Here is a 24,002-nt window from a genome sequence, read left to right as displayed (position 1 = left end):
TCCTGTCTATGCTGCGAGGAGCGATTTCAGTCTGACGCCGGGTGCAGCAAGCTGGATGGGGTCGGGTCTGGCGCCGCGGGAAATGAGCATTTCGGCAAGCCTTATGTCCTTTGCGACCGCATTGCCGGGGCCGATACCGCTTGCGGCGGCAAGGCGGCCGTCGTCAGTGAGGTGAAAGAGGATGAAGGCACCATCGTCTAGCTGACGGCATATGGTCTGCGTGCCTTCGTCCGGCAGTCCGGCAACCTGCAGACCAAGCTCATATTGATCCGACCAGAACCACGGAACGGCCTGATGCGGCTCAAGCGATCCGAGCATGTTGCGGGCCGCAAGAGATCCTTGCTCCTGGGCATTGCGCCAGGCCTCGAGCCGCACACGCCTCCCGCCATAAATGGCCAGCGGGAAGGTGCAGCAATCGCCGGCCGCGAAAATATCCGGGTCACTGGTCTGCAGCCATTCATTGACGACAATGCCGTTGCCGGTCTCAAGACCGGCCGCCTCTGCCAGCCCTGTGACCGGCGATGCGCCGATGCCGATCACGGCAAGATCGGCCGCGATGACATCGCCGGTCGAAAGGGTGATCGCGACGTTATTCGCATTGTCGGCAATGGAGACAATCCCGGTATCGCAGCGGATGGTCACGCCTTCCTCGCGGTGACGCCGGTCGATGACTTGAGCGATTTCCGTCGGCACGCCTCGCATCATGATGCGGGCTTGTGCCTCGATCACGGTCACTCTCGCTCCGCGCCTGCGGGCGCTTGCCGCAAGCTCAAGTCCGATGAAGCCACCGCCTACGATCACGATGCGCGCGTCCGGCCGGAACTTGGCGCGGATGGCAAGAGCATCGTCAAAACTGCGTAACGTCACGCAATATCTGCTGCCTGCTGCCTGGGGCAGGGAACGGGGGATTGCCCCGGTCGCGAGCAGGAGGCGATCGTATTCCACGGTTCGACCGTCTTCGAAAACCACGTTCTTCTCGGAACGGTTTATCGCCGATGCGGTCGTATCGCCGATGAAATCGATACGCTTCTCGCTGAACTGAGTTCCCTCCGCGATCGTTCTCGGCAGGGGGTGATGCTCCGAGACCATGGCGTCTTTTGACAGAGGCGGGCGCTCGTAGGGCAGGTGCTTTTCGGTGCCGATCAGGGTGACCGGTCCGTCATAGCCGGTTTCCCTCAAGGCGAAGGCGGCGCGCGCGCCGCATTCCCCTGCGCCGATGATGACCATTCCTTTTTCCATAGCCATTATCCTAATTGGATCAATACTTTGCCGGCCTCGACTTTCACCGGATAAGTCTTCAGATTGACGCAAACTGGCGCGCCCTTGGCTTCACCGGTCTTGTAATTGAAGCGTCCATTGTGCTTGGGACATTCGATGATTTCATCCATCACCAACCCATCGGCCAGGTGGATATGTTCATGGGTGCACAGGCCATCCGTGGCGAAGAACTCGTCGTCGGGACTGCGATAGATCGCAAAAGTGCGCCCCGCGTGGTCAAATCGCATGACATCTTCTTCATCGATGTCGTCAAAGGTGCAGGCCTCGATCCAGTTGCTCACGGTTATTCCTCCCTGGTATTGGTGATTGCTATTCAGCTGCTGTGGCCACCGGTTCGTTGTGAAATTCCTCACGATAGGGCTTTGCCGTTGGCGGCAGCTCACGCTTGATGAAATAATCCTCGTTGCGCAGCTGGCGCAGGAACGCCGGTAGCATCTCGCGATACCCGTGCAGAATGGACGGGTTGGCGGCGGGCAGGTCGTGTTTGATCATTGCATGGAGCTGGGGCAGCGCGTGGTATGGCACCATCGGGAACATGTGATGCTCGACGTGATAGTTCATATTCCAGTAGATGAACCGGCTGACCGGATTCATGAGAACAGTACGGCTATTGAGCCGGTGATCGGTGACATTGTCGGCAAGCCCGCCATGCTGCAGCAGGCCGGTAAGCACATGATGCCAGGCCCCATAGAGACGCGGCAGCCCGATCAGCACCAGTGGCATGATCGATCCCGTATGGATCGACAGGGCAATCGTGACCGCGTAGATCGCGGCCCAGATGCGGGCGATCTGCACCACCCGCGGCTGTTCCTGCTCGGGAATGAAGGTCTTTTCTTCCGCGCTGACGTTGCCCAGCGTATTGCGGACGAGATCGCCTGAGGCATGCCAGACATCGAGAATGCCGAAGAAATTCAAGACGACGCGCAGGAGATCCGGCGGGCGCATCACGGCAATTTCCGGATCGCGGCCAACAATGACAGTGTCGGTGTGATGGCGCGTGTGGCTCCAGCGCCAGGTCACGGGATTGCGCATGATCATGAAGCAGGCGATCTGGTAGACCACATCATTCATCCAGCGGGTCTTGAACGCTGTGCCATGACCGCATTCGTGCCAGCGGCTGTCCGATGCGGAACCATAGAGAACGCCATAGGCGAGGAAGAACGGCACGCAGAGCCATGTGCCCCAGAAATAAACGCCGAGACCGGCAAGGATAACCATACTGCCGAGCCAGATCGCCGTGTCGCGCATCGCCGGGCCATCGGAACGTTTCATCAGCTCCTTCATCTGCTTGCGCGGGATGTCGGTATGGTACCACTGCGCTGCGGCAAGGCCCGACTCAACTGCCAGCCGCGAGTCACGGCCGATAAGGCTGTAATCGCGTTTGGTTGGCGCGGCGAGTGCGGCAGTATTCATGCGAGACCTCCCAGTCGTGCAGCGGAAACGGTTTCTTCTTTCCGGCTGGATGGCGGAGATACTACGCTTGCGTACAACCCTCCTCAATCAAAGATGACAAAATTCTATCATTTTCAATCAGGGATTGGTAGAATTGAATGATAGATTCTATCATGGAGTGCGTAAGGTGGCGAACAGGCCGACAATTGCCGATCTGGCGCGGGAGTCAGGGGTCAGTGTTGCGACCGTGGACCGTGTCCTGAACAACCGGTTGCCGGTTCGCGAGGAGACGGCACGGCGCGTGTACGAAGCTGCCAATCGAATAGGCTATCACGCGGCCGGGCTGATCCGTCAGCGCATGCGGCAGGAGTTGCCTGAGTACAGATTGGGCTTCGTATTGCAAAAGCCCGGCCATCATTTCTATCAGGAGTTTGCGCGGGAGATCGAAAACGCCGTGACCCAGGCGCCGCATTTTCGCGGCGTTCCGGTTATTGATTTTTCCGCGTCGCAAGCGCCGGACGAGATTATCGCCAAAGTAAAATCGCTGGCGGGGCGCTGCCGGTCCATCGGCCTGGTCGCTCCCGATCACCCGTCGATCAGTGCGGTGGTGGAGGATCTGAAGGCGAAGGACATCCCGGTTTTCTCGCTGCTTTCGGATTTCGCCGCCGGAGTTCGCGAAGGATATGTCGGCGTGAACAACCGCAAGGTCGGGCGCACAGCGGCCTGGATGATCACAAAAGCAGCCAAAAAACCAGGAAAAGTCGCGATTTTCGTCGGCAGTCATCGCTTTCACGGCCATGAATTGCGCGAGATCGGCTTCCGGGCCTTCTTTCGCGAACAAGCGCCGGAGTTCACCGTGCTCGATACGATGGTCAATCTGGAGACACGCCAGATCACGCATGAGGCGATGCTGGAACTTCTCCGCCGCCATCCGGATCTGGCCGGCTGCTATGTGGCGGGCGGGGGCATGGAAGGCGCGATCGCAGCCTTGCGTGAGCAGGCAGTGGAGCCGCCGCCAGTGATGATCGTCAACGAGATCACGCCGGAATCGCGGGCGGCTCTGGCCGAAGACATCGTCACCATGGCCATCGCCACGCCGCTGCCGCGGCTCTGCCGCGAACTCGTGGAACTGATGGGCCATGCCATCGAACGTGGCGCCGCCAATGCCCCGGGTCAGACCTTCCTGCCGTTCGATATCTATCTGCCGGAGAACATCTGACCGGCATTTGCACCCAATCACACCCAAAACTCTCGCTACAATTGAAATTCTTTGGTCAGAATCGATGGTTCTCAGGCCATTTTCCCATGCCCTTGCGCCAAATCCGTGCATTTCCGGGCGCGAGCCTCGCGGATGGCACACAAGCTCAGAATCTATCAGAAATGATAGTTTTCCGGTCAGATCACCGATTGACGGGAGGGCAGCCTCAACAGATGGTTGCGCGCGACATTTGCGGGCCGTTGCAACCACCGGCAGCAGACCTTTTAAGTACCATCGGGAGGCATTCGGATGACCGACACATTTTCTCACCCTGTTTTTGCAATCAACCATATGGTCGCGCCGAGCCTTGGCATCCGCGGGTTCTTTCAGCTCGCAAAGTCGCTGGGCCTCAGCGATGTCGAGATACGCAACGACCTCGAAGGCAATGCGATCATCGATGGTACGCCGGCAGCGGAAGTCCGGTCGCTGGCCGCGGAGGCCGGCGTTCACATTGCCACGATCAATGCGCTGCAACGGTTCAACGAGTGGACGCCGGAGCGCGAGCAGCAAGCGATCGAGCTTGCCGACTATGCGAAGGAGGCCGGAGCGGCGGCACTGGTGCTGGTTCCGGTCAATGATGGCTCCGGCCGCCAGGATGGCGAGCGGCAGGAGAACCTGCGCACCGCGCTGAAGGCGCTGAAGCCGATCCTCGAGACCCGCGGGCTCATCGGCTTCGTCGAGCCGCTGGGGTTCGAGATCTGTTCGCTGCGTTCCAAGCGCGAGGCGGCCGAGGCAATCGAAACCATTGGCGGGCAGGGCCGCTTCAAACTCGTGCATGACACGTTCCACCACCACCTTGCCGGCGAACCGGAACTGTTTCCGGCGTTGACGGGCCTCGTCCATATTTCCGGCGTGACCGATCCGGAGGTGACTGTCAGCGACATGCGCGACCCGCACCGGGTGCTGGTCGATGCGGATGACCGCCTCGGTAATGTCGACCAGATCCAGGCCTTGCTCGATCAGGGTTACACGGGTCTGTTCTCGTTCGAACCTTTTGCGGCCGAAGTCCAGCGGCTTGAAAATCCGTCCGCAGCGATTTCGGCGAGCATGGACACGATCAAAGCCGGACTGATTTGAACACTCAAGGATATTTCCCGGCCGCCCGTTGCGGCCGGGAAATCGAATGGCGAAACGTCTTTCTCATTTTTGCCCCTAGTTTGGTGCGCATTCCTTTTCCGGCTTCAGTCTTGGTGTCTGGGTTCCGTCGGCGGCAAAGGAAGGCGGCAGGGTGTCCGTCGCAGGATTTGTTCCCCAGCAGCTCACCGTGCCGGCGAGCGAGAAATCAAGTCGCGCCCCAGCCGACAATTTGTCGAGGCCGATCCAGGGGCTGTCATGGGGAGACCCATTGACTGTCAGCTTCTGAATATATTTCGCCGGCGACTTGTCAGCGCTGATGGTTATCACTTTGCCGTTGCCAAGCAGGATGCTCGCCTTGGGAAAAAGCGGACTGTTCAGCGCAAAACCGGGTACAGCCGGAATTTCCGGATAGAGGCCGAGCGCACCCCAGACGAATATTCCCGACATTGCGCCCTCGTCATCATTGCCCGGAAGACCGGATGGCGCCGTTGTGAACTGCTCGTCGAGAATGCGGCGAACCAGCGCCTGCGTCTTGTGCGGCTGGCTGGTCCAATTATACATCCAGGGTGTGAGGAATCCGGGCTCATTGCCGATCCAAAGCCGCGCCGGCTGATAGCTCCAGCCGCCATTCAGGTTCATGGTGAATTCATCGAGCCGGGCGACGGCATCATTTTCCGCGTTCGCATCTTTGGTCGGGTCGATCACCAGCTTGCGGAAAAGCCCGCGAATGTCATGGGGCACCATGAATGTATATTGTTCCGCATTGCCTTCCCGGTAATCATTGTCCCATGTCGAGACGGGGAGGTATGGTCTCCACGTACCGTCACTGTTGCGCGGCTGCAATTGCGGATAGGGTTGGCCTTTCACCTTACGCCAGTCCGGGTTGAACAGATTTGCCCAGTTGCCCGAACGGGTCAGCAAGGATGCGGGTTCGGCGGCCGTGTCACCCGCGACAATCTGGGCATCTGATGCCGGGACGGCGCTCGTAAAGCGCGAAACGGCGAAGTCGGTGCTTGCATATTCCATATTGGTGGAGGTGGGCTGCCCTTCGCCTGCACCTTTGGCAAGATAACCGCGGCTTATATAGCCGCTCAGACCCGGCAAGGTCCTGACGCCCCGGCAAGTGGTCTTTCGCCCGAAGGCGGTATCGAGCATGATTGTGCGGGCTTTCTGCGTGTCGAAATCCTTGACGCCGAAGGCATGGGCTTGCGCCACGATGATCGATGCCCCGTCGCCCGGCATGATATTGCTGTTGTTGTTGCCTTCGGCCCACATCGGGAATGTGCCGCCGCAATCGTCGGCGTCAAAGATCAGCGACTGCATCATGTCACCGACTTCCAGCGGTGCAAGCAGGGCCTGAAGCGGGATCAGCGAGCGGTAAGTGTCCCAGCTGGAGAAGGTCGTGTATTGCACATGGCCGGCCGGCGCTTTCCGGGTCGTGGCGGCGCTGTTGAAACTGATAAAGTCGCCATTCACATCGCTGAATATCGATGGTGCCAGGAAGGCGTGGTACAGGGCTGTGTAGAATTTCTTCTTGTCGTCCGTACTTCCACCGGTAATTTGAATCGTGTTCAGACGCTTGTTCCAGGCATCGTCGGCGTTTTGCCGTGTCTGATCGAAACTCATCGCGCCGGTCTCCGCTTCGAGATTGGCCTTGGCATTGCTCGCGCTCACATAGGAAAGGCCAACTTTCATGCCGGCCTTTATGCCCACTCCGGAAACCGGTGCGGGCGGCGGTGTAAATGTCAGCGTGGCAGCGGCGCCGGACGTCGTGGCCGTAAAGGGCTGATCGAACGCCGCATGGAAATAAAGCTTGTAGCTCTGACCAGCACCGCAAAAGCCGCCACCCGTCGCATCGCCCGAGACGGTTCGATTCGGCTGATCCACCGATATGGTGCCGGTGCCATTGTTCGTTTTGGAGGTTATTTTCAGCATCGCGGGACTTGCGGCCGGGTAGGTGAACTGCCCCGATCCGCTTCGTTCCGCTGCCGCCAATTGCACCTGAACCGCGTTGGACATCTTGACTGAATAATAGCCGGCCTGCGCAATTTCATCGCCGTGGCTGAAAACGATGCTGGATTGTTTCGCATCGGTAACCGGCAGAACCGGAAAGGCGCCGCCTGCATCACAACCGACACCGCTCAGATGGGTCATGCTGAAGCCGGTGATCGAGGCCTGGGTATAATGATAGCCGGGCGGGCTCCAGGTATTCGGTACCGGCGGCGTATCGGGACCCCATGCGATCATGCCGAATGGCACACTCGCTGAAGGTGTGGTGAAACCGCCAAGAAGATCTTCCTTTGTCCCCGTATCGGTCGCCGGTACCTGTCCCGTGCCGATCAGCGGATCGACGAACTGGGTCAGCGCCATGTCGGTACGCGGCGCGGGCAATGGATCAAGCCTGTTGATCGCCAAAGGGTCGTCCTGTTTCTGTTCGTCAGGATTGTCCTGATTCTGGCCGACCGGGCCGGGTTGGTTCTCCTTGCCGGCATCGTCCTGTGGCGCGCCATTGCGCACGGTCATTTCGTCGTAGGTGCCCTGGCCGGTAGCGGCTTTATCGCCGTCCGAGCCATTGCAGCCGGCCAGCATGGTGCAGCCGAGCAATCCCGCAATAAGCGTGTTTTTGAATCGCATCATTTCCTCCAAATGAATTTTCTGATTATGATTTTCGTTTGAAATCAGCGGCCTGGATAAAATGCGATTTTGCGGCCATGAGCGCCGGCAAAGGGGCGAGCTGCGCCTTTGCCGTTTCTCATGCCAGGAATTACTGGACGATCTGGACGCCCGTTGCCTCCTTGGCGGTTGCCTTGCTGTAATCGGCACCCGGACCCGATGGCGGGGCAAGGTTATCGCCCGTGCCCCATTCGGTCGGTGTGGCCGAAAGCGTGAAGCTCAGCGTGCCGCCATTCCTGATCTTGTCCAAAGGCAGCCACGAGCCTTGATAGGTCGCGCCGTTGAGCTTCATCTCGTTGATGTAGCGTACATCGCCGAGCAGCGCTTCCTTGTCGGTCTCGATGCGCAGCTTCTTGCCATTGCCGAGCCAGACGGTTGCGCCGGCAAATTGCGGTGCTGACACCGCCAGACCGGGGGCGGAAGGAACGACAGGATAGAGCCCGAGTGCCGCCCAGACATACCAGGCCGAAGTCGCGCCCATATCGTCATTGCCGGGGAGGCCGCCGGGTATCATCATGAAGTTCTTCCGCATGATGACCGGGATGATGTATTGCGCATATTTCGGCGCGCCCGCCCAGTTATAGGCCCAGGGCGTCTGGAAAGCGGGTTCGTTACCAATGTAATAGTTGTTGGAATATTCGCCGCCGTTGAGGTCCCGCCCTGTCGGTTCGGCGCCGGCGCCGGTAAACGGTGTCGATGCCGGAATGGAAAACAGTGTATTCAGGCGCGTGATGGCTGCGGCCTTGCCTTTTGCTGTATCGACTTTTCCAGTTCCTGCGTCGAAACCAAGGCGGTCGATCAATGCGGTCCAATCCTGCGCAAACGACCAGAAGTAGTTTGGTTCCGTTGATTCATGGAAGAAGTTGCCGTTCTGCCAGGCTCCCGCCGCGTTCCTAGCGCCCAGCGTTTTCGTACTGTCGTTGAAAATGTTCTTCCAGTTTGCCGCGCGTTTGAACAGGGTCTGAATTTCGGCCTGATCGACCTCCGCCGTTTCGGGCAGAGCTTGGAGGAATGCGCCAATCGAACCGTCCGTCGTGATCATTTCAAGCGTGTTGGACGACGCGCGATCCGAATCTGCCGTGTTCACATAGCCATTCTTTATGTAGTTTCCCAGCTGCCCGAGCGAGCTTGATTTATTATTGCATGCGCTTTTTGTGTTGGAGGCGGATTGCCGCATGAATTTGCGCGCATTGTCGAGATCAAATCCCCTCGCTCCGAACATATAAGAACCGGCAACGACATTCGGCGCGTGATCGCCTTGCATCGGCGTCGTGTCTTCGCTGCCATCCACCCAATGCGGGAAAGCCCCGCATTGCTGCGCATCGGCAACGAGCGACTGCATCATGTCGCTGGCCTCATCGGGGGCGATGAAGGCTACAAGTTGTGCTGCCGACCGGTAGGTATCCCACATGGAAAAGCCGGAATAGTGCGTCTTGTAGCTCGCATCCTTGCCATCGGCCGTGAATTTGTAGTTGGCGACGTTTTCGGTGGCGCGCTGTGGCACCGATCCGGCAGCGCTACCCAGGTTGACCTGCTTCATGCTGCGATAGTCGCCATTCACATCGCTAAAGACAATTGGTCCGCTATAGACCCGGTAAAAGGCCGAGTAGAACTGCTTCAGATAGTTGGCTGTTGCCGCTGTCAATTTGCTGGCATTTTCAGGTTTCGCCAGATCGATCTGAATCGTATTGAGACGTTGATTCCAGATTGTACTGCTCTTTGTCTTGGTCCCGTTGGGCCCGTCAAACATCCAGCCGGGGTTTTCTGCTTCCAGATTGGCCTTGGCGTTAGCGGCGCTGACAGAGGAAATACCCACTTTGAGTTGCACTGTCTTGTCAGCATCCGTCAGATCGAATTGCAGTGTTGCTACCGCGTTTGCGACCGGAGAGGTATTTTTGAGCTTCTTGTCGAAGGTCGCATAAAAATAGACAGGCTGGCTCCAGGTTGCCTCGCAGAAGGGGCTGGCTATGGCCTTGCCCGACAGGGATTGCTTATCGGCACCGAACGTGAGATCGACCATGCTGGAAGCAACGCCAGACTTGTTCGAGTTGTTGCGGGTGGCGTCGATTGTGAGAAATGCCTTGGTTGCATCCGGCCAGGTGAAGCGCGCCATGCCGGTTCTTGTCGTCGCCGTCAATTCGCTGACGATGTTGTTGTTGAATTTGACTTTGTAGTAGCCGGGTTCCGCGGACTCGTTCGCATGGCTATACCCAACCCCGCCGGTCGATATCGCGCTGCCCGATTCTTGCGGCAATATGGCAACTGCACCCTGGCCACGGCACCCAGGGCCGTTCAGGTGAGTCATGCTGAAATACTGGATCGTGCTGTCCTTATAATAGCCGCCCGAGCCATAGCCCCAACCGCTACCGCTGCCCATTGTATCGGGGCCGAAACTGACCATGCCGAAGGGGGTTTGCGCGCCGGGATTGAGATTGCCGGAATGGCCGCCGCCGGTGGTGGTGTCGGTCGTGCCGACGAACAAATCGACGAACTGGGTCAGCGCCATGTCGGTGCGCGGATTGAGCAGCTTGTAGAGGGCGTCTTCGAGCGCCGTTACGCGATTGGTAAAGTCGTTGACCGAAGTTGCGCCGAGCTTTTGTGATGCCGCCAAGTCTTCCTGCAGTTTTTGAACTGCATCCTGAAGCTTCGCGATCGTGCCCTGATCGGCTTTATCTGTCTTCAACGTCTCGACGGCGGCGAGCAGATCGGCAATGTCGGCGGCTTCCAATTTCAGCTTGATCGCTGCATCATAATCCCTTTTGAGCGTAGCAAAGTCCCCATGCAGCGTCGTGAGCCGGGCGAGATCGTCCACGGAGAGCGTTCTTTCACCCGTTTCCTCCAGTGCATTTTCAAGCGTGCTGATACGGGTACCAAGCGCCTTCAATGCGGCAAGGTCAATCTCAACCGCCGTCATTCTGCTTTGCAGTTCCGCAACGTCGTTCTTCGCGTCCGTTTCCGAAAGCGTCAACCGCTCCTGTATTTCAGCCAAAGCTTTTAGTATATCCGCAAACCGTGTTTGATCTGCCTCGCTTTCAGTCTTGAGCTGATCGAATTCGTTCTTCAACGTGTCGAAGGTGCTTTGGCTTGTATCAGGCGTCGTCGGGTTTTTATCATCTGAGCCGTTGCAGCCGGCCAGCATGGTGCAGCCGAGCAATCCCGCAATAAGCGTGTTTTTGAATCTCATCATTTTCCTCCAAATGAATTTTTTGATTATGATTTTGGTTTGAAATCAGGCCTCTGGGCCAAGGCCGTCGTGACGTAATGCCGTCGGCCGGTCGCCGCCAAAACCAGCTTCCTCCCAAGCCGGCTTAAAACGATTAAAAAGGGTATTGTGACTATTTCCCCTGCTGATCCCTGTCAATTATCAATAAGTCTTAGAAATATCGGGCGCGATAGGGGAACCGTCGCACCTTGGCCGGGCGGCTAGCCGTCTTCCTCGTCATAGACGGTGATGCCGGCAATGGCCGGCACCCACGGAAGCGCCGACCGCTGCCAGACGGCATGGGTTGGCCGCAATTGGGAACGCTGATCGAGCGTGCCGACCCGCACACCGTAGACCGATGGATTGTTGCTATCGGAGGTTGCATAGATCGGCGTACCACATTCACCACAAAAGGCCTGTACCCGGCGCGCGCCGCTTGCGGCGATCTTGATATAGGTTTTTGGGGACCCTGATAGAATATGAAAGTTGTCCGCCGCCACGGGAACCGATGTGCGAAAGGCCGTCCCGGTCAGGATCTGGCAGTCGGTACAATGGCATATGCTCACTTCATCCGGATCGGCATCGCAAGTGAACGTTATGCGGCGGCAATGGCACGCTCCGTCGACTTTCATGGGTCCCTCCCTTCAAACAGCAAGCATATCAATTTTCTTCTATGGAGATGCCACCCTCGCCGATCTTCAGTTCGACGCCGGCGGGCTTGGTTTCTTCATGGTAGACATAGATGCCCAAGCCGACGACGACGACCAGAAGAGCACCGACAATTAAGTACAGACCGTTGCGGTTCAATGTTTAATCCTTTGATGAGCGGAAGAATTGCGACCAAGGGATAACGCTGCGGCAAACAACTGGTTCCTTCAACCGACGTGGCCGGTTAATTGGACTGATCCAGTGCATGCGGCGAAGGTTGGCCGGGCGTCTGATCGCTTGCCGGGTAAAGCCAAAGGAACGCCACGAGTGCAAGGATGATGATGACAGCCGTCGATATCCATGTTTGCATGCGCATGTGATCGCCTCCGGTTGCTGTGTTAACCGCGTTAAGGCCAAGATGGTTCCGCCATGCCCAGGGGGCAGGGCTTATTCGATCAGCAGCAGGCCGCGCTTCTTGTCTCCGTCGAACGTATCCATGGCTGCGAACAGCCGTTCGCGTTCGATGAGCCAGGGCCTGTAGTTTTCATTGACATCGAGAACAAAGACCAGGTCTTCGGCCTCCATATACCCTCCGATCGGCGAATGATGGCCGCCGCCGCCGCCAAACACCTTTTCTCTGGTGAAATTCACGATGTAACGGCGGTCTGGATCGTTGGCGCGCCGCATATGTTCGCGAAATTCTTTGGCGTTCAGATCCCGGACGACAGTCACCTTCCTGCCGGTATGCTGTTGCGCGACTTCGGCGAGTTCATCGAGTGTGAGTCCGATGATGCAAAAGCCGGTCCAGCACTTTCCGGTCCCGTCGAGAACCGCGGCTTCGGTCGTCTCTTCTTCACCGATGGAGCGGAAAGCATTTGCAAGGCTTGCAGGGCCGCAGCGGGAGCCATTGGATTGCCACGTCAATTCTGAATTGAAGCTCGCGGCCACCGGCAGATGCCATGCGCGATCGATCAGTTCCGGTGCGCGGACAACCGAGGATTGAATTGCCTCGGACGAAACCCCGGACTGTCCCGCAACGAGGAACGCTGCCCCGCTGATGAGGGCGATGCAGGCAACCACACTGAAAACAAAACGACGCCTCATCGCTGAAACCTAGACAGCCGGTCGTATGAATCTTATCGGTCAGGCGGAAAAACCGCAAATCAACATGCGCTCAAGGACCGTGCGCGCGGGATTGCAAAAAGCCGGGAGATGCGGCATCCCCACACCGCATCTCCGCCTAGTCCCCGCGCAATATCGTTGAAAATGTATCATTCAGTATAAACAGAATCTGCTGAACTTTATTTTCTTTGCGGTAGTGGCGCGCGCTGGCCCAACCGTCCCCACACTGGCTGCCCGATCCCGCTTGGATACCGGGAAATCATGAACGACATCGATAATGCCAGCAGCATCAAAACAGCCAGGCTGTCGATTGATAGAGATAGCATCTTGTCCTCCCTTTATGCTTACGCAACTCCCGCTCTGTCACGGCTCAAATACGCTTGCCGTCATTGAAGAATAGGAGGGCAATTTACAAAGTTCTTCACCCTCGCGGGTGAGGCGCCAAAAAAACCGTTCACTGTTGCTTTTTTGGCCCTCCGATGACCAGCGCGATCTCGTGAACGTCGCCATTCCAGGCAAGCCGGCGCGACGAGACCATCCCGTAACCCAATTGCAACGTGGTCCTTGCGGCGGCCTTGGTCATTGCGTGCCCCTGCGGGTCGATTGCCGTTCAAGACGCGGACGAGGGCGCTTCGACTGCCGAGGGGGGTGTCCTGTTGGGCAAAGGATCGTCTTTAGAGAACAATGCCAGTGCCCCGAGCAAGGCGAACAGGATCAAAAATACGGCAATCACAACGCATTGGTGGATCATGGGCTCCTCCGTTCGTATCATCCCGGCATAGGCGCCAATGGTTACCCATCCCTTAATTTAGAATAGATCGCCGCCGATGCAAAATTGCACAGCCGTGCAAAGATTTGATGTCCATTTATTGAATTGGACGGCTGAATCCGGCTTGACGCTGCGAACAGAAAATGGAATAAATATTTCAGAAACTGAGTGTGACGGTCTGTATGTTCCGTAATTGAGCTCAGAATCAAGTTTGCGCGAAACTTCGCGCACTCTCCATGCCAGATCTTTCGCAAGCCAAGGGTAGGTTGGCCGCGCATTGGGACGGCATGAGGAGCTTCCGGATTAAACCGGTGTGCCAATAACGGTGCAATCGGGCACCATTTGTGGAGGAGAAGAAATGAAAAAGCTTTTGTTGGGCGTGGCTGTTTCAGCCTTGATGATGGGGTCGGCGTCTGCCGCCAATATTGGCGTGTCGATGGCTCTGTTCGACGACAACTTCCTGACGGTTCTGCGCAATGGCATGCAGGATTATGCCAAGACGCTGGATGGCGTGACGCTGCAGGTTGAAGACGCGCAGAATGACGTTGCCAAGCAGCAGAGCCAGATCCAGAACTTCATTGCATCCAAGGTCGACGCCATCATCGTCAACCCGGTCGATACGGACGCTACCGCTGCCATGTCGAAGATCGCCGCCGAGGCAGGCATTCCACTGGTTTATGTCAACCGCGAGCCGGTGAACGTCAACGAACTTCCCGAGAAGCAGGCCTTCGTGGCTTCGAACGAAGTCGAATCCGGAACGCTCGAGACCAAGGAAGTCTGCCGCCTGCTCAAGGGCAAGGGCGATATCGTTGTCATGATGGGCGAATTGTCCAATCAGGCAGCGCGTCAGCGCACCAAGGACATTCACGACGTGATCGCGACCGATGAGTGCAAAGGTCTCAAGATCGTTGAAGAACAGACCGCCAACTGGTCCCGTACGCAGGGCGCGGACCTGATGACGAACTGGCTCTCCGCTGGTCTGAAGTTCGATGCGGTCGTCTCCAACAATGACGAAATGGCCATTGGCGCGATCCAGGCGCTCAAGGCTGCCGGACGCGCGATGGACACGGTCGTTATCGGCGGTGTCGATGCCACGCAGGACGCGCTTGCCGCCATGGCTGCCGGCGACCTCGACGTAACGGTGTTCCAGAACGCCGCCGGCCAGGGCCAGGGTGCCGTTGACGCGGCGCTGAAGCTTGCCAAGGGCGAGAAGGTCGAGACCAAGGTCTATGTGCCTTTCGAGCTGGTGACGCCGGAGAACTTGTCGAAGTACCAGAAGTCCAATTAAGGACGCCGAGTCTATCTCTCCCCTTGCGGGAGAGAAAGTGATTTCAGCATCTTAGCCTGTTGGCTAAGTGCTAGAAATCACAAGAGAGGGGATAGCTGTGAATGAAGCGAAATCCCCTCTCTTGGATTTTCCAAGGATTAGCAAAGGGCTAAATCCAGGAAAATCCTTTCTCCCCCGCAAGGGGGGAGATAATCGGCATCAGCGTTTTTGATGATGTTATAATAAAGCCTCTCTGGGAGGAGATGATCATGTCAGTCAGTCCCTCGACCATGGCCGCGGTGCGCGCGAGTGGCGCCATACCGCAGGCGGAATATCTTCTGAACGTTGAAAATATCCGCAAGGAATTTCCCGGCGTGCTGGCGCTGGACAATGTGCAATTCCGGCTGAAGCGCGGCACGGTGCATGCGCTGATGGGCGAGAACGGTGCCGGTAAATCCACACTGATGAAGATTCTTGCTGGAATATATATTCCGGATCAGGGCGAGGTTTATCTCAAGGGCCTGCCGATCCGCCTCAAATCACCCCTGGATGCTCTGGAGAATGGCATCGCCATGATCCATCAGGAGCTCAACCTGATGCCGTTCATGACAGTGGCGGAAAATATCTGGATCCGGCGCGAGCCGAAGAACAGTTTCGGCTTCGTCGACCACGGCAAGATGTATGACATGACGGCCGAGCTTTTCCAGCGGCTGAACATCACGCTCGACCCGGAAAGCCAGGTTCGGGACCTCAGTGTTGCCAACCGGCAGATGGTAGAGATTGCCAAGGCGGTTTCCTACGAATCCGATGTGCTGATCATGGATGAGCCGACTTCGGCCCTGACCGAGCGCGAAGTGGAGCATCTGTTCGCGATTATCCGCGACTTGCGCGCACAAGGCATCGGCATCGTCTATATTACCCACAAGATGAGCGAGCTGTTCGAGATTGCCGACGAGTTTTCGGTATTCCGCGACGGCCGCTACATCGGCACGCATCTCTCGACTGATGTAACACGCGACGACATCATCAAGATGATGGTCGGGCGCGAGATCACCCAGATGTTCCCGAAAGAAACCGTGCCGATTGGCGGCGTGGTGCTTTCGGTTAAGGACCTTTCGCTGAAGAACGTGTTCCACAATGTTTCGTTCGAAGTCCGGGCAGGAGAAATTCTCGGTGTTGCCGGTCTGGTTGGTTCCGGACGGTCGAATGTGGCCGAGACGATTTTTGGTGTGACGCCGGCAACGGAGGGGACCATCGAAATCAATGGCAAGCCGATCAAGATGAATTCGCCAAACCAGGCGATCAGCCATGGCATGGCTTTTATCACGGAAGACCGCAAGGAGACCGGCTGTCTGCTCATCCTCGATGTGCTCGAGAACATGCAGATCGCCGTGCTGCAGGATCGCTTCGTGAAGTACGGTTTTGTCGCCGAGAAGGAAATTACCAAGGCGTGCAAGACCATGAGCGATACGCTGCGGGTCAAGACGCCGAACATGGAGGAGAGAGTCGAAAACCTTTCCGGCGGCAATCAGCAAAAGGTGCTGATCGGCCGCTGGCTTTTGACCAATCCGAAAATCCTCATTCTCGACGAGCCGACCCGCGGCATCGATGTCGGCGCCAAGGCGGAGATCCATCGCCTCGTGTCCCAGCTCGCAGGCCAGGGCGTGGCGGTAATCATGATCTCGTCGGAAATGCCGGAAGTGCTCGGGATGAGCGACCGGATCATGGTGATGCACGAGGGCCGGGTGACCGGTTTTCTCGATCGTGCGGAAGCAACCCAGGTAAAAGTTATGGAGCTCGCCTCAAAATGAGCGCCCCGGGGAGGAAACAACAATGACTAGCGAACAAGTAACCGCCAAGGCGCCAACACCAGCACTCGCGCGCAGGAGCCGCCGCCGGCTGCCGCCGGAGGTCAATATCCTTCTGGTGCTGATTGGCATCGCGCTGATTTTTGAGCTTCTCGGCTGGATTTTTGCCGGTCAAAGTTTCCTGATGAATGTGCAGCGCCTGCGGATCATCATCCTGCAGGTCTCCGTCATAGGCATCATCGCCGTCGGCGTGACGCAGGTCATCATTACCGGCGGCATCGATCTTTCCTCCGGCTCCGTCGTCGGCATGACGGCGATGATCGCCGCAAGTTTCGCCCAGTCCTCCACTTGGGCCCGGCCGGTCTATCCAGCTTTGACGGACCTGCCGTTTTTCATCCCCATCGGCATTGGTCTCGGCATCGGGCTACTTGCCGGCATCGTCAATGGCTGGCTCATCGCGTTCACCAAGATACCGCCGTTCATCGCTACGCTCGGCATGATGGTCTCTGCCCGCGGCGTGGCGAAATGGTACACCAAGGGCTCGCCGGTTTCCGGCCTTACCGACCAATTCAATTTCATCGGCACCAGTATATGGCCGGTGGTCGTTTTCCTGGTGGTGGCGCTGATCTTCCACATTGCCCTGCGCTACACACGCTACGGCAAGTTCACCTACGCCATTGGCGCCAATCTGCAGGCGGCACGCGTTTCCGGTATCAATATCGAGCGGCACCTGATCAAGGTTTATGCCATTGCCGGTTTGCTGGCGGGTCTTGCGGGTATCGTCAGTGCCGCCCGTGCGCAAACGGCACAGGCGGGCATGGGCGTCACCTACGAACTTGACGCCATTGCCGCTGCCGTCATTGGCGGAACGTCGCTGACGGGCGGTATCGGCCGCATCACCGGCACCGTTATCGGCGCCATCATTCTCGGTGTCATGATCTCCGGCTTCACCTTCCTGCGGGTGGACGCCTATTACCAGGAGATCATCAAGGGCGTGATCATCGTTGCGGCCGTGATCGTGGACGTATATCGCCAGAAGAAGCGCAAGGTCTAGTGAGACGCCGGCTATCTCTCCCCTTGTGGGAGAGATAGCGATTTCAGCATCTTAGCTCTTGCTAAGTGCTAGAAATCGCAAGTGAGGGGATTTGCTGGGTCAAATACCCCCTCTCTTGGATTTTCTAAGGATTTAGCAAAGAGACTAAATCCAAGAAAATCCTTTCTCCCCCTCAAGGAGGAGATAAACGCGGCACTGACGGCAAGGAATCAATCTGCAACGCCCGGGATCCTTCCGGGCTTCTTTTAAGAGGGTATGAAATGACTGTACGTTTTGGTCTGCTCGGTGCAGGCCGTATCGGCAAGGTCCACGCGAAGGCGGTGACGTCCAACCGCCAAGCGAAACTGGTCGCTGTCGCCGATGCTTTCGAACAGGCCGCCAAGGATCTTTCCGCCGCGCATGGCTGCGAAATCCGCACCATCGACGAAATCGAGAAGGCTTCGGACATCGATGCCGTCATCATCTGCACGCCGACCGATACGCATGCGGATCTGATCGAGCGCTTTTCCCGGGCCGGAAAGGCGATCTTCTGCGAGAAGCCGATCGATCTCGACGTGGAGCGCGTGAGGCAGTGCCTCGCCGTGGTCAAGGAAACCGGGGCCACGCTGATGGTCGGCTTCAATCGCCGCTTCGATCCGCATTTCGCCGCCGTGCGCAAAGCGATCGACGACGGCGCCATAGGCGATGTAGAGATGGTTACGATCACTTCGCGCGATCCGGGCGCACCGCCGGCCGAATATATCAGCCGTTCGGGCGGTATCTTCCGCGACATGACAATCCATGATTTCGATATGGCCCGTTTTCTGCTCGGAGAGGAACCCGTTGCGGTGACCGCCCATGCCTCGGTGCTGGTGGACAAGAAGATCGGCGAACTGGGCGACTATGACAGCGTCAGCGTCATTCTCTCGACCGCGTCGGGCAAGCAGTGCGTGATCTCAAACTCACGGCGTGCGACCTATGGTTATGACCAGCGTATCGAAGTGCACGGCTCGAAGGGCATGGCGGCCGCGGAGAACCAGCGGCCGGTGTCGATCGAGATCGCCAATGGCAGGGGCTATACCCGCCCGCCGCTGCACGACTTTTTCATGACCCGCTATACGGAAGCCTATGCCAACGAGATCGCCACATTCATCAATGCAATCGCGACGGGCACGAAGGCAGCACCGAGCGGCGAGGATGGGCTGATCGCACTGGCGCTTGCCGATGCGGCGCTAAGGTCGGTCAATGAAGGCAAGACGATCACGGTCTGAGTTGTCCGTTATAGCTCCCCGAAGGCGGACGAGACCCGTGGCTCGCCCTGGTAGCGATTTCAGCATCTTAGCTCTTGCTAAGCGCTAGAAATCGCCAGAGAGGGGATTTGCTCTATTGAACTACCCCCTCTCTTGGATTTTCTAAGGATTTAGCGAAGAGGCTAAATCCAAGAAAATCCTTTCTCCCCCACAAAGGGGGAGATAATCGGCATCGGCTGTTCGGGATACCATCACCGCACATCAACCCAGCGCTGCTCGTTGAACGAGCGTGCCATCGCGTGCACGGTGCGCTCGACCTCGAGCCCGTCGGCGAATTCGATCAGGTGGGCGGGCTGGCCGTTGATGCGTTTGATCAGCTCATGGCATTCGATGATCTTCAGATCGTTGAAGCCGAGGCCATGGCCGGGCGCCGGGATAAACTGGCCATAAGGCTCATGCTGCGGCGCGGTCAGGATCGTGCGGTAGCCCTGTTCGGCAGGGCGGTCGGCTGTGACATAGAGCTGAAACTCGTTGGCGCGCTCCTGATCGAACAGGATCGACCCCTTGGAGCCGAAGATCTGCAGCGCGATACGGCCCTTGCGGCCCCAAGCGGAACGGTTGACCTGCAGCGTTCCCGCGACGCCGTTTTCCATGTGCAAGAGGACGCTGGCGCTGTCATAGGTTTCGACCGGGCGATCGCTGCCATCGTGCGTCTTGCGGGCAGGGTAGGGTTTCGACATGTCGCACATGACGCGCGAAACGCGGCCGAAAAGCGTGAATAGCAGCGAGAGCGGATGGACGGCGAAATCGTCGAGCGCGCCATAGCCGGATGCCGCTTCGTGCTTCCAGTAGAACAGCGCGTCGGGATCGGCCATGAAGTCCTCATCCATCTCGATGCGCAGATGATTGACCTCGCCGATGATCCTCTCGGCGAGGAGCTTGCGGATGTGGCGGATGGCAGGGCCCTGGATATAGTTGTAGCCAAGAGCCGCGACCTTGCCGGACTGTCTTGCCGCGACGAGCATGGCTTGCGCATCGTTGAAGGCGGGCGCCATTGGCTTCTCGCACCAGACATGCTTGCCGGCCTTCAATGCCGCAATCGCCATTTCGGGATGAAACTGGTTTGGCGTCGTCACCGAGATGACGTTGACCTCGGGGTCGTCGATCACAGCCCTCCAGTCGCCTGACCCTTTCTGAAAGCCGAACTCATTGGCGCGGCGCACGGCAAGTTCGGCATTGGCTTCGCCAAGATGAACAAGCCGCACAGGTGGTACATCGCCAAAGACCGCCCGAACCGAATTCCATGCCAGCGCGTGGCATTTGCCCATGAAGCCCGTTCCGATCAGTCCAACGTTCAGCATTGTTCTCTCCATCGCTTGCAGTTGCCGATTGAAATAATCTATAACAAGGCAAAATGGAATAACTGATCCGCTTTGATATAATTATTTTGCGGCGTATGGCCCCAGGATTTTTCTTCGAATTTCGGAAAGGATCATAGGCCATTTAAACGTGCCGCTGCGTTCTTTTCGCGTCCTGGCGGACGCACGGCGCAGCAGTATCATCGGAAGATCAACAGGGAACGATTCGGGTGGCAAGCATGGATGATGGAGCGTCGTTACCGCGGGACTTTGAGGCCCTTCGCACCCTTATTCTCGATCGCCGCGAGGTATTGCCGAAGCGCCTGGCGCAGATCGCCGCCTATGCTTTGAGCAATCCCGACGAGATAGCGTTCGGTACGGCGGCCAGCATTGCCCAGACGGCAGGGGTACAACCTTCCACGCTGATCCGTTTTGCCCAGCATCTCGGTTTCGACGGGTTTACCAGCCTGCAGTCGGTCTTCCGCGAGCGGCTGCGGGAGCGGCAGATCTCCTATGAGGAGCGACTGTCGGCCTTGCGCGGCGACACGCACGGGCTCTCCAAGAATCGCGTCATCCTCAACGGCTTCCTGACTGCGGCCAGCCATTCCATCGAGACGATCTCGCACAATGTCGAAGAGGAGGTGCTGGAGCGCGCGGTTGATATCCTGGCGGGGGCCGAGACGATCTACCTGCTGGCGCGCCGCCGCTCCTATCCGATCACCGCCTATATGGCCTATGCCTTCGGCAAGCTGAAAATCCGCAACCAGCTGATCGAATCGACCGCAGGGATCGATCCGGAAATCCTGTCTTTTGCGCAGCCGAGCGATGCCGCGATCGCCATCAGCTTCTCACCCTACGCTTCCGCGACGATCGAGCATGCGGCGGCACTCGCGGCGCGCAACGTGCCGGTCGTTGCAATCACCGACAGTGCCTTCTCGCCGCTGGCTCAGTCGGCCAAGGTGTGGTTCGAGGCGGCGGAGGGCGACTTTTCCGGGTTCCGCTCCCTGTCCGGGACGATGGCGCTTGCCATGGCGCTGACGGTCAGCGTGGCGGAGAAGCGGCGGAGCCTGTAATCACTAAAGGACTTGAAGTCCGAGATGTTCAACCATTGGACCAAAGTCGCGATCATGGTGGAGCAGCTGGTGTCCACCTTCTATGCAAAAGGTGCCAATGATCATGTCGATGGATTTGCGAATTGTGATCCCTTGTAGACGTAAATACCGGTAGTTTCGGGCAGCGCTCACCGCAATGTGCGTCGAAAGCATGTTGCGTATCTCGAACTTGCGTAAGCGCTGCTCCGTCGCCTTCGCCTCGGCTTCACTTCGCGCCCCCTGCAAAATCTCAAGCATGACGAGGTCGCCAACAATCACCGAGTTAAGATCTTTAAGAGATCTGAGCTTTTGAACAGACTGAATGGGGATGTTACGTTGGTGAGCAATAAGAACTGAACTGTCGACAACGATCATTCCGGTTCATCCCAAAAGCGACCTTCCCGCATGGCATCAAGATCGCCATCCCAACCAACCCCGGCCATTTCGTCCAGCACTTTCTTTAGATCATAGTGGCGCACGAGCCTCTTGAGCGCTTCTTCGACTGTAGCTTTCTTGGTGGCAAGGCCAGTTACCCTCATGGCCTCAGCCATGAGTTTATCGTCCAATTCGATATTTGTGCGCATTCCAACCTCCAATGTGTATGATTATAACAAAATATACACATCCAGGTTAGCATCTACAATGCCGTTCCATCTTATCAAATAGTAGAATATGAAAAAGAACAGACATTCCATATTGACGATTTGGTAGAATTATTATTTCATATAGGAAAATTCCCCGGCCGTTTGACGCCGGGCTTATCAGCCTATCGGGAGGACTATCATGGACAGAGCTGATGCAAGCACGCCCCTTGGCATGCCGCTTGATGTCATTACCATTGGCCGTTCGTCCGTGGATCTTTATGGCCAGCAGATCGGTTCCCGGCTGGAGGATATCACCTCGTTTGCCAAGTCGGTCGGCGGGTGTCCGGCCAATATCGCCGTCGGAACCGCGCGGCTCGGACTGCGGTCTGCACTTTTGTCGCGTGTCGGCGACGAGCAGATGGGCCGGTTCATCCGCGAGCAGATGGTGCGCGAAGGCGTGGCCACGGATGGTGTGATCACCGATCCGGAACGGCTTTCGGCGCTGGTCATCCTGTCGGTCGAGAACGACAAGAGCTTTCCGCTGATCTTCTATCGCGAAAATTGTGCCGATATGGCGCTCGACGAAGGCGATATCGACCCGGCTTTCATCCAGTCGGCGCGCGCAGTGGTGGTGACCGGGACGCATTTTTCCAAGCCGAACACCGATGCGGCGCAGCGCAAGGCGATCCGCCTGATGAAAGAGGCGGGCGGCAAGGTGGTGTTCGATATCGATTACCGGCCCAATCTCTGGGGCCTTGCCGGACACGCAGCCGGCGACAGCCGCTACATCGCCTCCGATGCTGTGTCGAACCATTTGAAGACGGTGCTTGCCGATTGCGACCTGATCGTCGGCACGGAAGAGGAAGTGCTGATTGCGTCCGGCGAAGCCGACCTCTTGAGCGCCTTGAAGACCATCCGCGCCTTGTCGAGCGGCACGATTGTCTTGAAGCGCGGTCCGATGGGCTGCATCGTCTATGAAGGGGCGATTTCGGACAATCTCGAAGATGGCATTGTCGGCAAGGGTTTCCCGATCGAGGTGTTCAATGTTCTCGGCGCTGGCGACGCCTTCATGTCGGGGCTGCTGCGCGGATGGCTCGGTGGCGAGGATCTGGCGACCGCCGCGACCTGGGCCAATGCCTGCGGCGCCTTTGCCGTGTCGCGCCTGCTGTGCGCGCCGGAAATCCCGACGTTTGAGGAGCTGCAATATTTCCTCAAGCATGGCAGCCCGTATCACGCCCTGCGCAAGGATGAGGCGATCAATCACGTGCACTGGGCAACGACGCGCCGGCACGAAATCCCTTCGATGATGGCCTTTGCCATCGACCATCGCGTCCAGCTCGAAGATCTTGCCGCCAAGCTTGGTGCCGATGCCGGCAAGGTCCACGCCTTCAAGGAACTGGCGGTGAAGGCAGCGGCAAAGGTTGCGGATGGCCGCGGCGGGTATGGCATGCTGCTGGATGAAAAGTTCGGCCGCGAGGCGATGTTCGAATTCGCCCGGCATAATTTCGATTGGCTGGGCCGGCCGGTGGAATTGCCGGGATCGCGTCCGTTGCGCTTCGAGTTTTCACAGGATATCGGCTCGCAACTGGCGGAGTGGCCGGTAGACCATTGCATCAAGTGCCTGTGCTTCTATCATCCGAACGATCCCGCGGAGCTGAAGAAAGAGCAGCAGGCGAAACTGCGCACGCTGTTCGAGGCGGCGCGCAAGGTCGGGCGCGAATTGCTGATCGAGATCATTGCAGGCAAGCATGGCAAGCTCGACGACAACACGATTCCCACGGCGCTTGAAGAACTCTACGCGCTTGGCATCAAGCCGGATTGGTGGAAACTGGAGCCGCAGGCTTCGGCCGCTGCCTGGAAACAGATCGAGGCGGTGATCGAGAACAACGATCCCTGGTGCCGCGGTGTCGTGCTGCTCGGACTGGAAGCACCGCAGGACGAGCTGGAGGCGGCATTCGCCGCGACCGCGAATGCGCCGGTGGTCAAAGGCTTCGCTGTCGGCCGGACCTTGTTTATGGATGCGGCGGAAAACTGGCTGTCGGGCCGCATCTCGGATGAGGCGGCGATTGACGACATGGCAGATCGTTTCGAAAAATTGACCAAGGCCTGGCTTGCCAGCCGCAACAAACAAGCGGCATAGAAAGAGCAATTCCAGGAAACGTGGAAACCGGTTTTCCGTCCGCAAATGCGGA

General features: G+C 57.8%; 21 protein-coding genes. 8 read left to right on the top strand and 13 right to left on the bottom strand.

Annotation, left to right across the window (positions count from 1 at the left end; genetic code table 11):
• Nucleotides 1–6: 6 nt before the first annotated feature.
• From CU103_RS11815 to CU103_RS11805, 3 genes are read right to left on the bottom strand one after another with little or no spacing between them, the layout of a single operon-like run.
• On the bottom strand, nucleotides 7–1,245 hold the full coding sequence (locus CU103_RS11815) for an NAD(P)/FAD-dependent oxidoreductase (protein ID WP_106664122.1): 1,239 nt from the start codon (nucleotides 1,243–1,245) through the stop codon (nucleotides 7–9).
• Nucleotides 1,245–1,559, bottom strand: a complete 315-nt coding sequence (locus CU103_RS11810; RefSeq protein ID WP_106664121.1) for a MocE family 2Fe-2S type ferredoxin — start codon at nucleotides 1,557–1,559, stop codon at nucleotides 1,245–1,247. The genes CU103_RS11815 and CU103_RS11810 overlap by 1 nt, the downstream gene beginning before the upstream one ends.
• A gap of 28 nt (nucleotides 1,560–1,587) precedes the next feature.
• A complete protein-coding gene (locus CU103_RS11805; protein WP_106664120.1) occupies nucleotides 1,588–2,691 on the bottom strand; it encodes a fatty acid desaturase family protein in 1,104 nt (367 codons plus the stop codon).
• Between the two features lie 166 nt (nucleotides 2,692–2,857).
• On the opposite strand from CU103_RS11805, the gene CU103_RS11800 reads away from it, so the two are divergent.
• Nucleotides 2,858–3,889 (top strand): LacI family DNA-binding transcriptional regulator, encoded by a 1,032-nt coding sequence (locus CU103_RS11800; RefSeq protein WP_106664119.1) that lies wholly within the window; start codon nucleotides 2,858–2,860, stop codon nucleotides 3,887–3,889.
• A 288-nt stretch (nucleotides 3,890–4,177) separates the two neighbouring features.
• Nucleotides 4,178–5,005, top strand: coding sequence for a TIM barrel protein (locus tag CU103_RS11795; RefSeq protein ID WP_106664118.1), 828 nt, complete (start codon nucleotides 4,178–4,180; stop codon nucleotides 5,003–5,005).
• A 75-nt stretch (nucleotides 5,006–5,080) separates the two neighbouring features.
• On the opposite strand, the gene CU103_RS11790 is transcribed toward CU103_RS11795, so the two are convergent.
• The 7 genes from CU103_RS11790 to CU103_RS32480 all read right to left on the bottom strand — a co-directional run bounded on the left by CU103_RS11790 (nucleotide 5,081) and on the right by CU103_RS32480 (nucleotide 13,233).
• Nucleotides 5,081–7,639 (bottom strand): GH92 family glycosyl hydrolase, encoded by a 2,559-nt coding sequence (locus CU103_RS11790; RefSeq protein WP_210203751.1) that lies wholly within the window; start codon nucleotides 7,637–7,639, stop codon nucleotides 5,081–5,083.
• A gap of 130 nt (nucleotides 7,640–7,769) precedes the next feature.
• Nucleotides 7,770–10,865 carry a GH92 family glycosyl hydrolase gene (locus CU103_RS11785; protein WP_210203750.1) on the bottom strand — a complete coding sequence of 1,032 codons (3,096 nt, stop codon included), beginning with the start codon at nucleotides 10,863–10,865 and terminating at the stop codon, nucleotides 7,770–7,772.
• Between the two features lie 236 nt (nucleotides 10,866–11,101).
• A complete protein-coding gene (locus CU103_RS11780; protein WP_106664116.1) occupies nucleotides 11,102–11,512 on the bottom strand; it encodes a GFA family protein in 411 nt (136 codons plus the stop codon).
• Nucleotides 11,513–11,540: 28 nt separating this feature from the next.
• Nucleotides 11,541–11,687, bottom strand: coding sequence for a hypothetical protein (locus CU103_RS31390; RefSeq protein ID WP_170117028.1), 147 nt, complete (start codon nucleotides 11,685–11,687; stop codon nucleotides 11,541–11,543).
• An 85-nt stretch (nucleotides 11,688–11,772) separates the two neighbouring features.
• Nucleotides 11,773–11,904: a hypothetical protein gene (locus CU103_RS32485; RefSeq protein ID WP_262261120.1), complete on the bottom strand. Its 132-nt coding sequence runs from the start codon at nucleotides 11,902–11,904 to the stop codon at nucleotides 11,773–11,775.
• A gap of 71 nt (nucleotides 11,905–11,975) precedes the next feature.
• On the bottom strand, nucleotides 11,976–12,632 hold the full coding sequence (locus CU103_RS11775; protein ID WP_106664115.1) for a phytochelatin synthase family protein: 657 nt from the start codon (nucleotides 12,630–12,632) through the stop codon (nucleotides 11,976–11,978).
• A gap of 472 nt (nucleotides 12,633–13,104) precedes the next feature.
• A complete protein-coding gene (locus tag CU103_RS32480) occupies nucleotides 13,105–13,233 on the bottom strand; it encodes a hypothetical protein (protein ID WP_280954595.1) in 129 nt (42 codons plus the stop codon).
• A 544-nt stretch (nucleotides 13,234–13,777) separates the two neighbouring features.
• On the opposite strand from CU103_RS32480, the gene CU103_RS11770 reads away from it, so the two are divergent.
• The 4 genes from CU103_RS11770 (at nucleotide 13,778) to iolG (ending at nucleotide 18,798) form a co-directional block, all read left to right on the top strand.
• Nucleotides 13,778–14,707, top strand: a complete 930-nt coding sequence (locus CU103_RS11770) for a sugar ABC transporter substrate-binding protein (protein ID WP_106664114.1) — start codon at nucleotides 13,778–13,780, stop codon at nucleotides 14,705–14,707.
• Between the two features lie 248 nt (nucleotides 14,708–14,955).
• Nucleotides 14,956–16,497 carry a sugar ABC transporter ATP-binding protein gene (locus tag CU103_RS11765; RefSeq protein ID WP_106664276.1) on the top strand — a complete coding sequence of 514 codons (1,542 nt, stop codon included), beginning with the start codon at nucleotides 14,956–14,958 and terminating at the stop codon, nucleotides 16,495–16,497.
• A gap of 22 nt (nucleotides 16,498–16,519) precedes the next feature.
• On the top strand, nucleotides 16,520–17,548 hold the full coding sequence (locus tag CU103_RS11760; RefSeq protein WP_106664113.1) for an ABC transporter permease: 1,029 nt from the start codon (nucleotides 16,520–16,522) through the stop codon (nucleotides 17,546–17,548).
• Nucleotides 17,549–17,808: 260 nt separating this feature from the next.
• Nucleotides 17,809–18,798 carry an inositol 2-dehydrogenase gene (gene iolG / locus CU103_RS11755; protein WP_106664112.1) on the top strand — a complete coding sequence of 330 codons (990 nt, stop codon included), beginning with the start codon at nucleotides 17,809–17,811 and terminating at the stop codon, nucleotides 18,796–18,798.
• 230 nt (nucleotides 18,799–19,028) lie between these two features.
• On the opposite strand, the gene CU103_RS11750 is transcribed toward iolG, so the two are convergent.
• A complete protein-coding gene (locus tag CU103_RS11750; protein ID WP_106664111.1) occupies nucleotides 19,029–20,138 on the bottom strand; it encodes a Gfo/Idh/MocA family protein in 1,110 nt (369 codons plus the stop codon).
• A 236-nt stretch (nucleotides 20,139–20,374) separates the two neighbouring features.
• Between CU103_RS11750 and CU103_RS11745 the strand changes: the two genes are divergently transcribed.
• Nucleotides 20,375–21,208 (top strand): MurR/RpiR family transcriptional regulator, encoded by an 834-nt coding sequence (locus CU103_RS11745; protein ID WP_106664110.1) that lies wholly within the window; start codon nucleotides 20,375–20,377, stop codon nucleotides 21,206–21,208.
• A gap of 3 nt (nucleotides 21,209–21,211) precedes the next feature.
• Here the strand turns inward: CU103_RS11745 and vapC are convergent, their stop codons facing one another.
• Both vapC and CU103_RS11735 read right to left on the bottom strand, forming a co-directional pair.
• On the bottom strand, nucleotides 21,212–21,601 hold the full coding sequence (vapC, locus tag CU103_RS11740; RefSeq protein ID WP_106664109.1) for a type II toxin-antitoxin system VapC family toxin: 390 nt from the start codon (nucleotides 21,599–21,601) through the stop codon (nucleotides 21,212–21,214).
• Nucleotides 21,598–21,810, bottom strand: coding sequence for a type II toxin-antitoxin system VapB family antitoxin (locus CU103_RS11735; RefSeq protein WP_099998097.1), 213 nt, complete (start codon nucleotides 21,808–21,810; stop codon nucleotides 21,598–21,600). The genes vapC and CU103_RS11735 overlap by 4 nt, the downstream gene beginning before the upstream one ends.
• Before the next feature lie 199 nt (nucleotides 21,811–22,009).
• Between CU103_RS11735 and CU103_RS11730 the strand changes: the two genes are divergently transcribed.
• Nucleotides 22,010–23,950, top strand: a complete 1,941-nt coding sequence (locus tag CU103_RS11730) for a bifunctional 5-dehydro-2-deoxygluconokinase/5-dehydro-2-deoxyphosphogluconate aldolase (protein ID WP_106664108.1) — start codon at nucleotides 22,010–22,012, stop codon at nucleotides 23,948–23,950.
• The last annotated feature ends 52 nt before the right edge of the window (nucleotides 23,951–24,002 follow it).

Origin of the sequence: Phyllobacterium sophorae (genome assembly GCF_003010965.1) — a bacterium.
GTDB classification, from domain to species: Bacteria; Pseudomonadota; Alphaproteobacteria; order Rhizobiales; family Rhizobiaceae; genus Phyllobacterium; species Phyllobacterium sophorae.
This window is presented reverse-complemented; position numbering and strand designations above follow the sequence as displayed.

Excerpts from the sequence above, each read along its gene's own strand:
- CU103_RS11815 (WP_106664122.1), bottom strand. The coding sequence starts at position 1,245 with ATGGCTATGGAAAAAGGAATGGTCATCATCGGCGCAGGGGAATGCGGC.
- CU103_RS11805 (WP_106664120.1), bottom strand. The coding sequence starts at position 2,691 with ATGAATACTGCCGCACTCGCCGCGCCAACCAAACGCGATTACAGCCTT.
- CU103_RS11795 (WP_106664118.1), top strand. The coding sequence starts at position 4,178 with ATGACCGACACATTTTCTCACCCTGTTTTTGCAATCAACCATATGGTC.
- CU103_RS11790 (WP_210203751.1), bottom strand. The coding sequence starts at position 7,639 with ATGCGATTCAAAAACACGCTTATTGCGGGATTGCTCGGCTGCACCATG.
- CU103_RS11785 (WP_210203750.1), bottom strand. The coding sequence starts at position 10,865 with ATGATGAGATTCAAAAACACGCTTATTGCGGGATTGCTCGGCTGCACC.
- CU103_RS11780 (WP_106664116.1), bottom strand. The coding sequence starts at position 11,512 with ATGAAAGTCGACGGAGCGTGCCATTGCCGCCGCATAACGTTCACTTGC.
- CU103_RS32485 (WP_262261120.1), bottom strand. The coding sequence starts at position 11,904 with ATGCGCATGCAAACATGGATATCGACGGCTGTCATCATCATCCTTGCA.
- CU103_RS11775 (WP_106664115.1), bottom strand. The coding sequence starts at position 12,632 with ATGAGGCGTCGTTTTGTTTTCAGTGTGGTTGCCTGCATCGCCCTCATC.
- CU103_RS32480 (WP_280954595.1), bottom strand. The coding sequence starts at position 13,233 with ATGACCAAGGCCGCCGCAAGGACCACGTTGCAATTGGGTTACGGGATG.
- CU103_RS11770 (WP_106664114.1), top strand. The coding sequence starts at position 13,778 with ATGAAAAAGCTTTTGTTGGGCGTGGCTGTTTCAGCCTTGATGATGGGG.
- CU103_RS11765 (WP_106664276.1), top strand. The coding sequence starts at position 14,956 with ATGTCAGTCAGTCCCTCGACCATGGCCGCGGTGCGCGCGAGTGGCGCC.
- CU103_RS11760 (WP_106664113.1), top strand. The coding sequence starts at position 16,520 with ATGACTAGCGAACAAGTAACCGCCAAGGCGCCAACACCAGCACTCGCG.
- iolG (WP_106664112.1), top strand. The coding sequence starts at position 17,809 with ATGACTGTACGTTTTGGTCTGCTCGGTGCAGGCCGTATCGGCAAGGTC.
- CU103_RS11750 (WP_106664111.1), bottom strand. The coding sequence starts at position 20,138 with ATGCTGAACGTTGGACTGATCGGAACGGGCTTCATGGGCAAATGCCAC.
- CU103_RS11745 (WP_106664110.1), top strand. The coding sequence starts at position 20,375 with ATGGATGATGGAGCGTCGTTACCGCGGGACTTTGAGGCCCTTCGCACC.
- vapC (WP_106664109.1), bottom strand. The coding sequence starts at position 21,601 with ATGATCGTTGTCGACAGTTCAGTTCTTATTGCTCACCAACGTAACATC.
- CU103_RS11735 (WP_099998097.1), bottom strand. The coding sequence starts at position 21,810 with ATGCGCACAAATATCGAATTGGACGATAAACTCATGGCTGAGGCCATG.
- CU103_RS11730 (WP_106664108.1), top strand. The coding sequence starts at position 22,010 with ATGGACAGAGCTGATGCAAGCACGCCCCTTGGCATGCCGCTTGATGTC.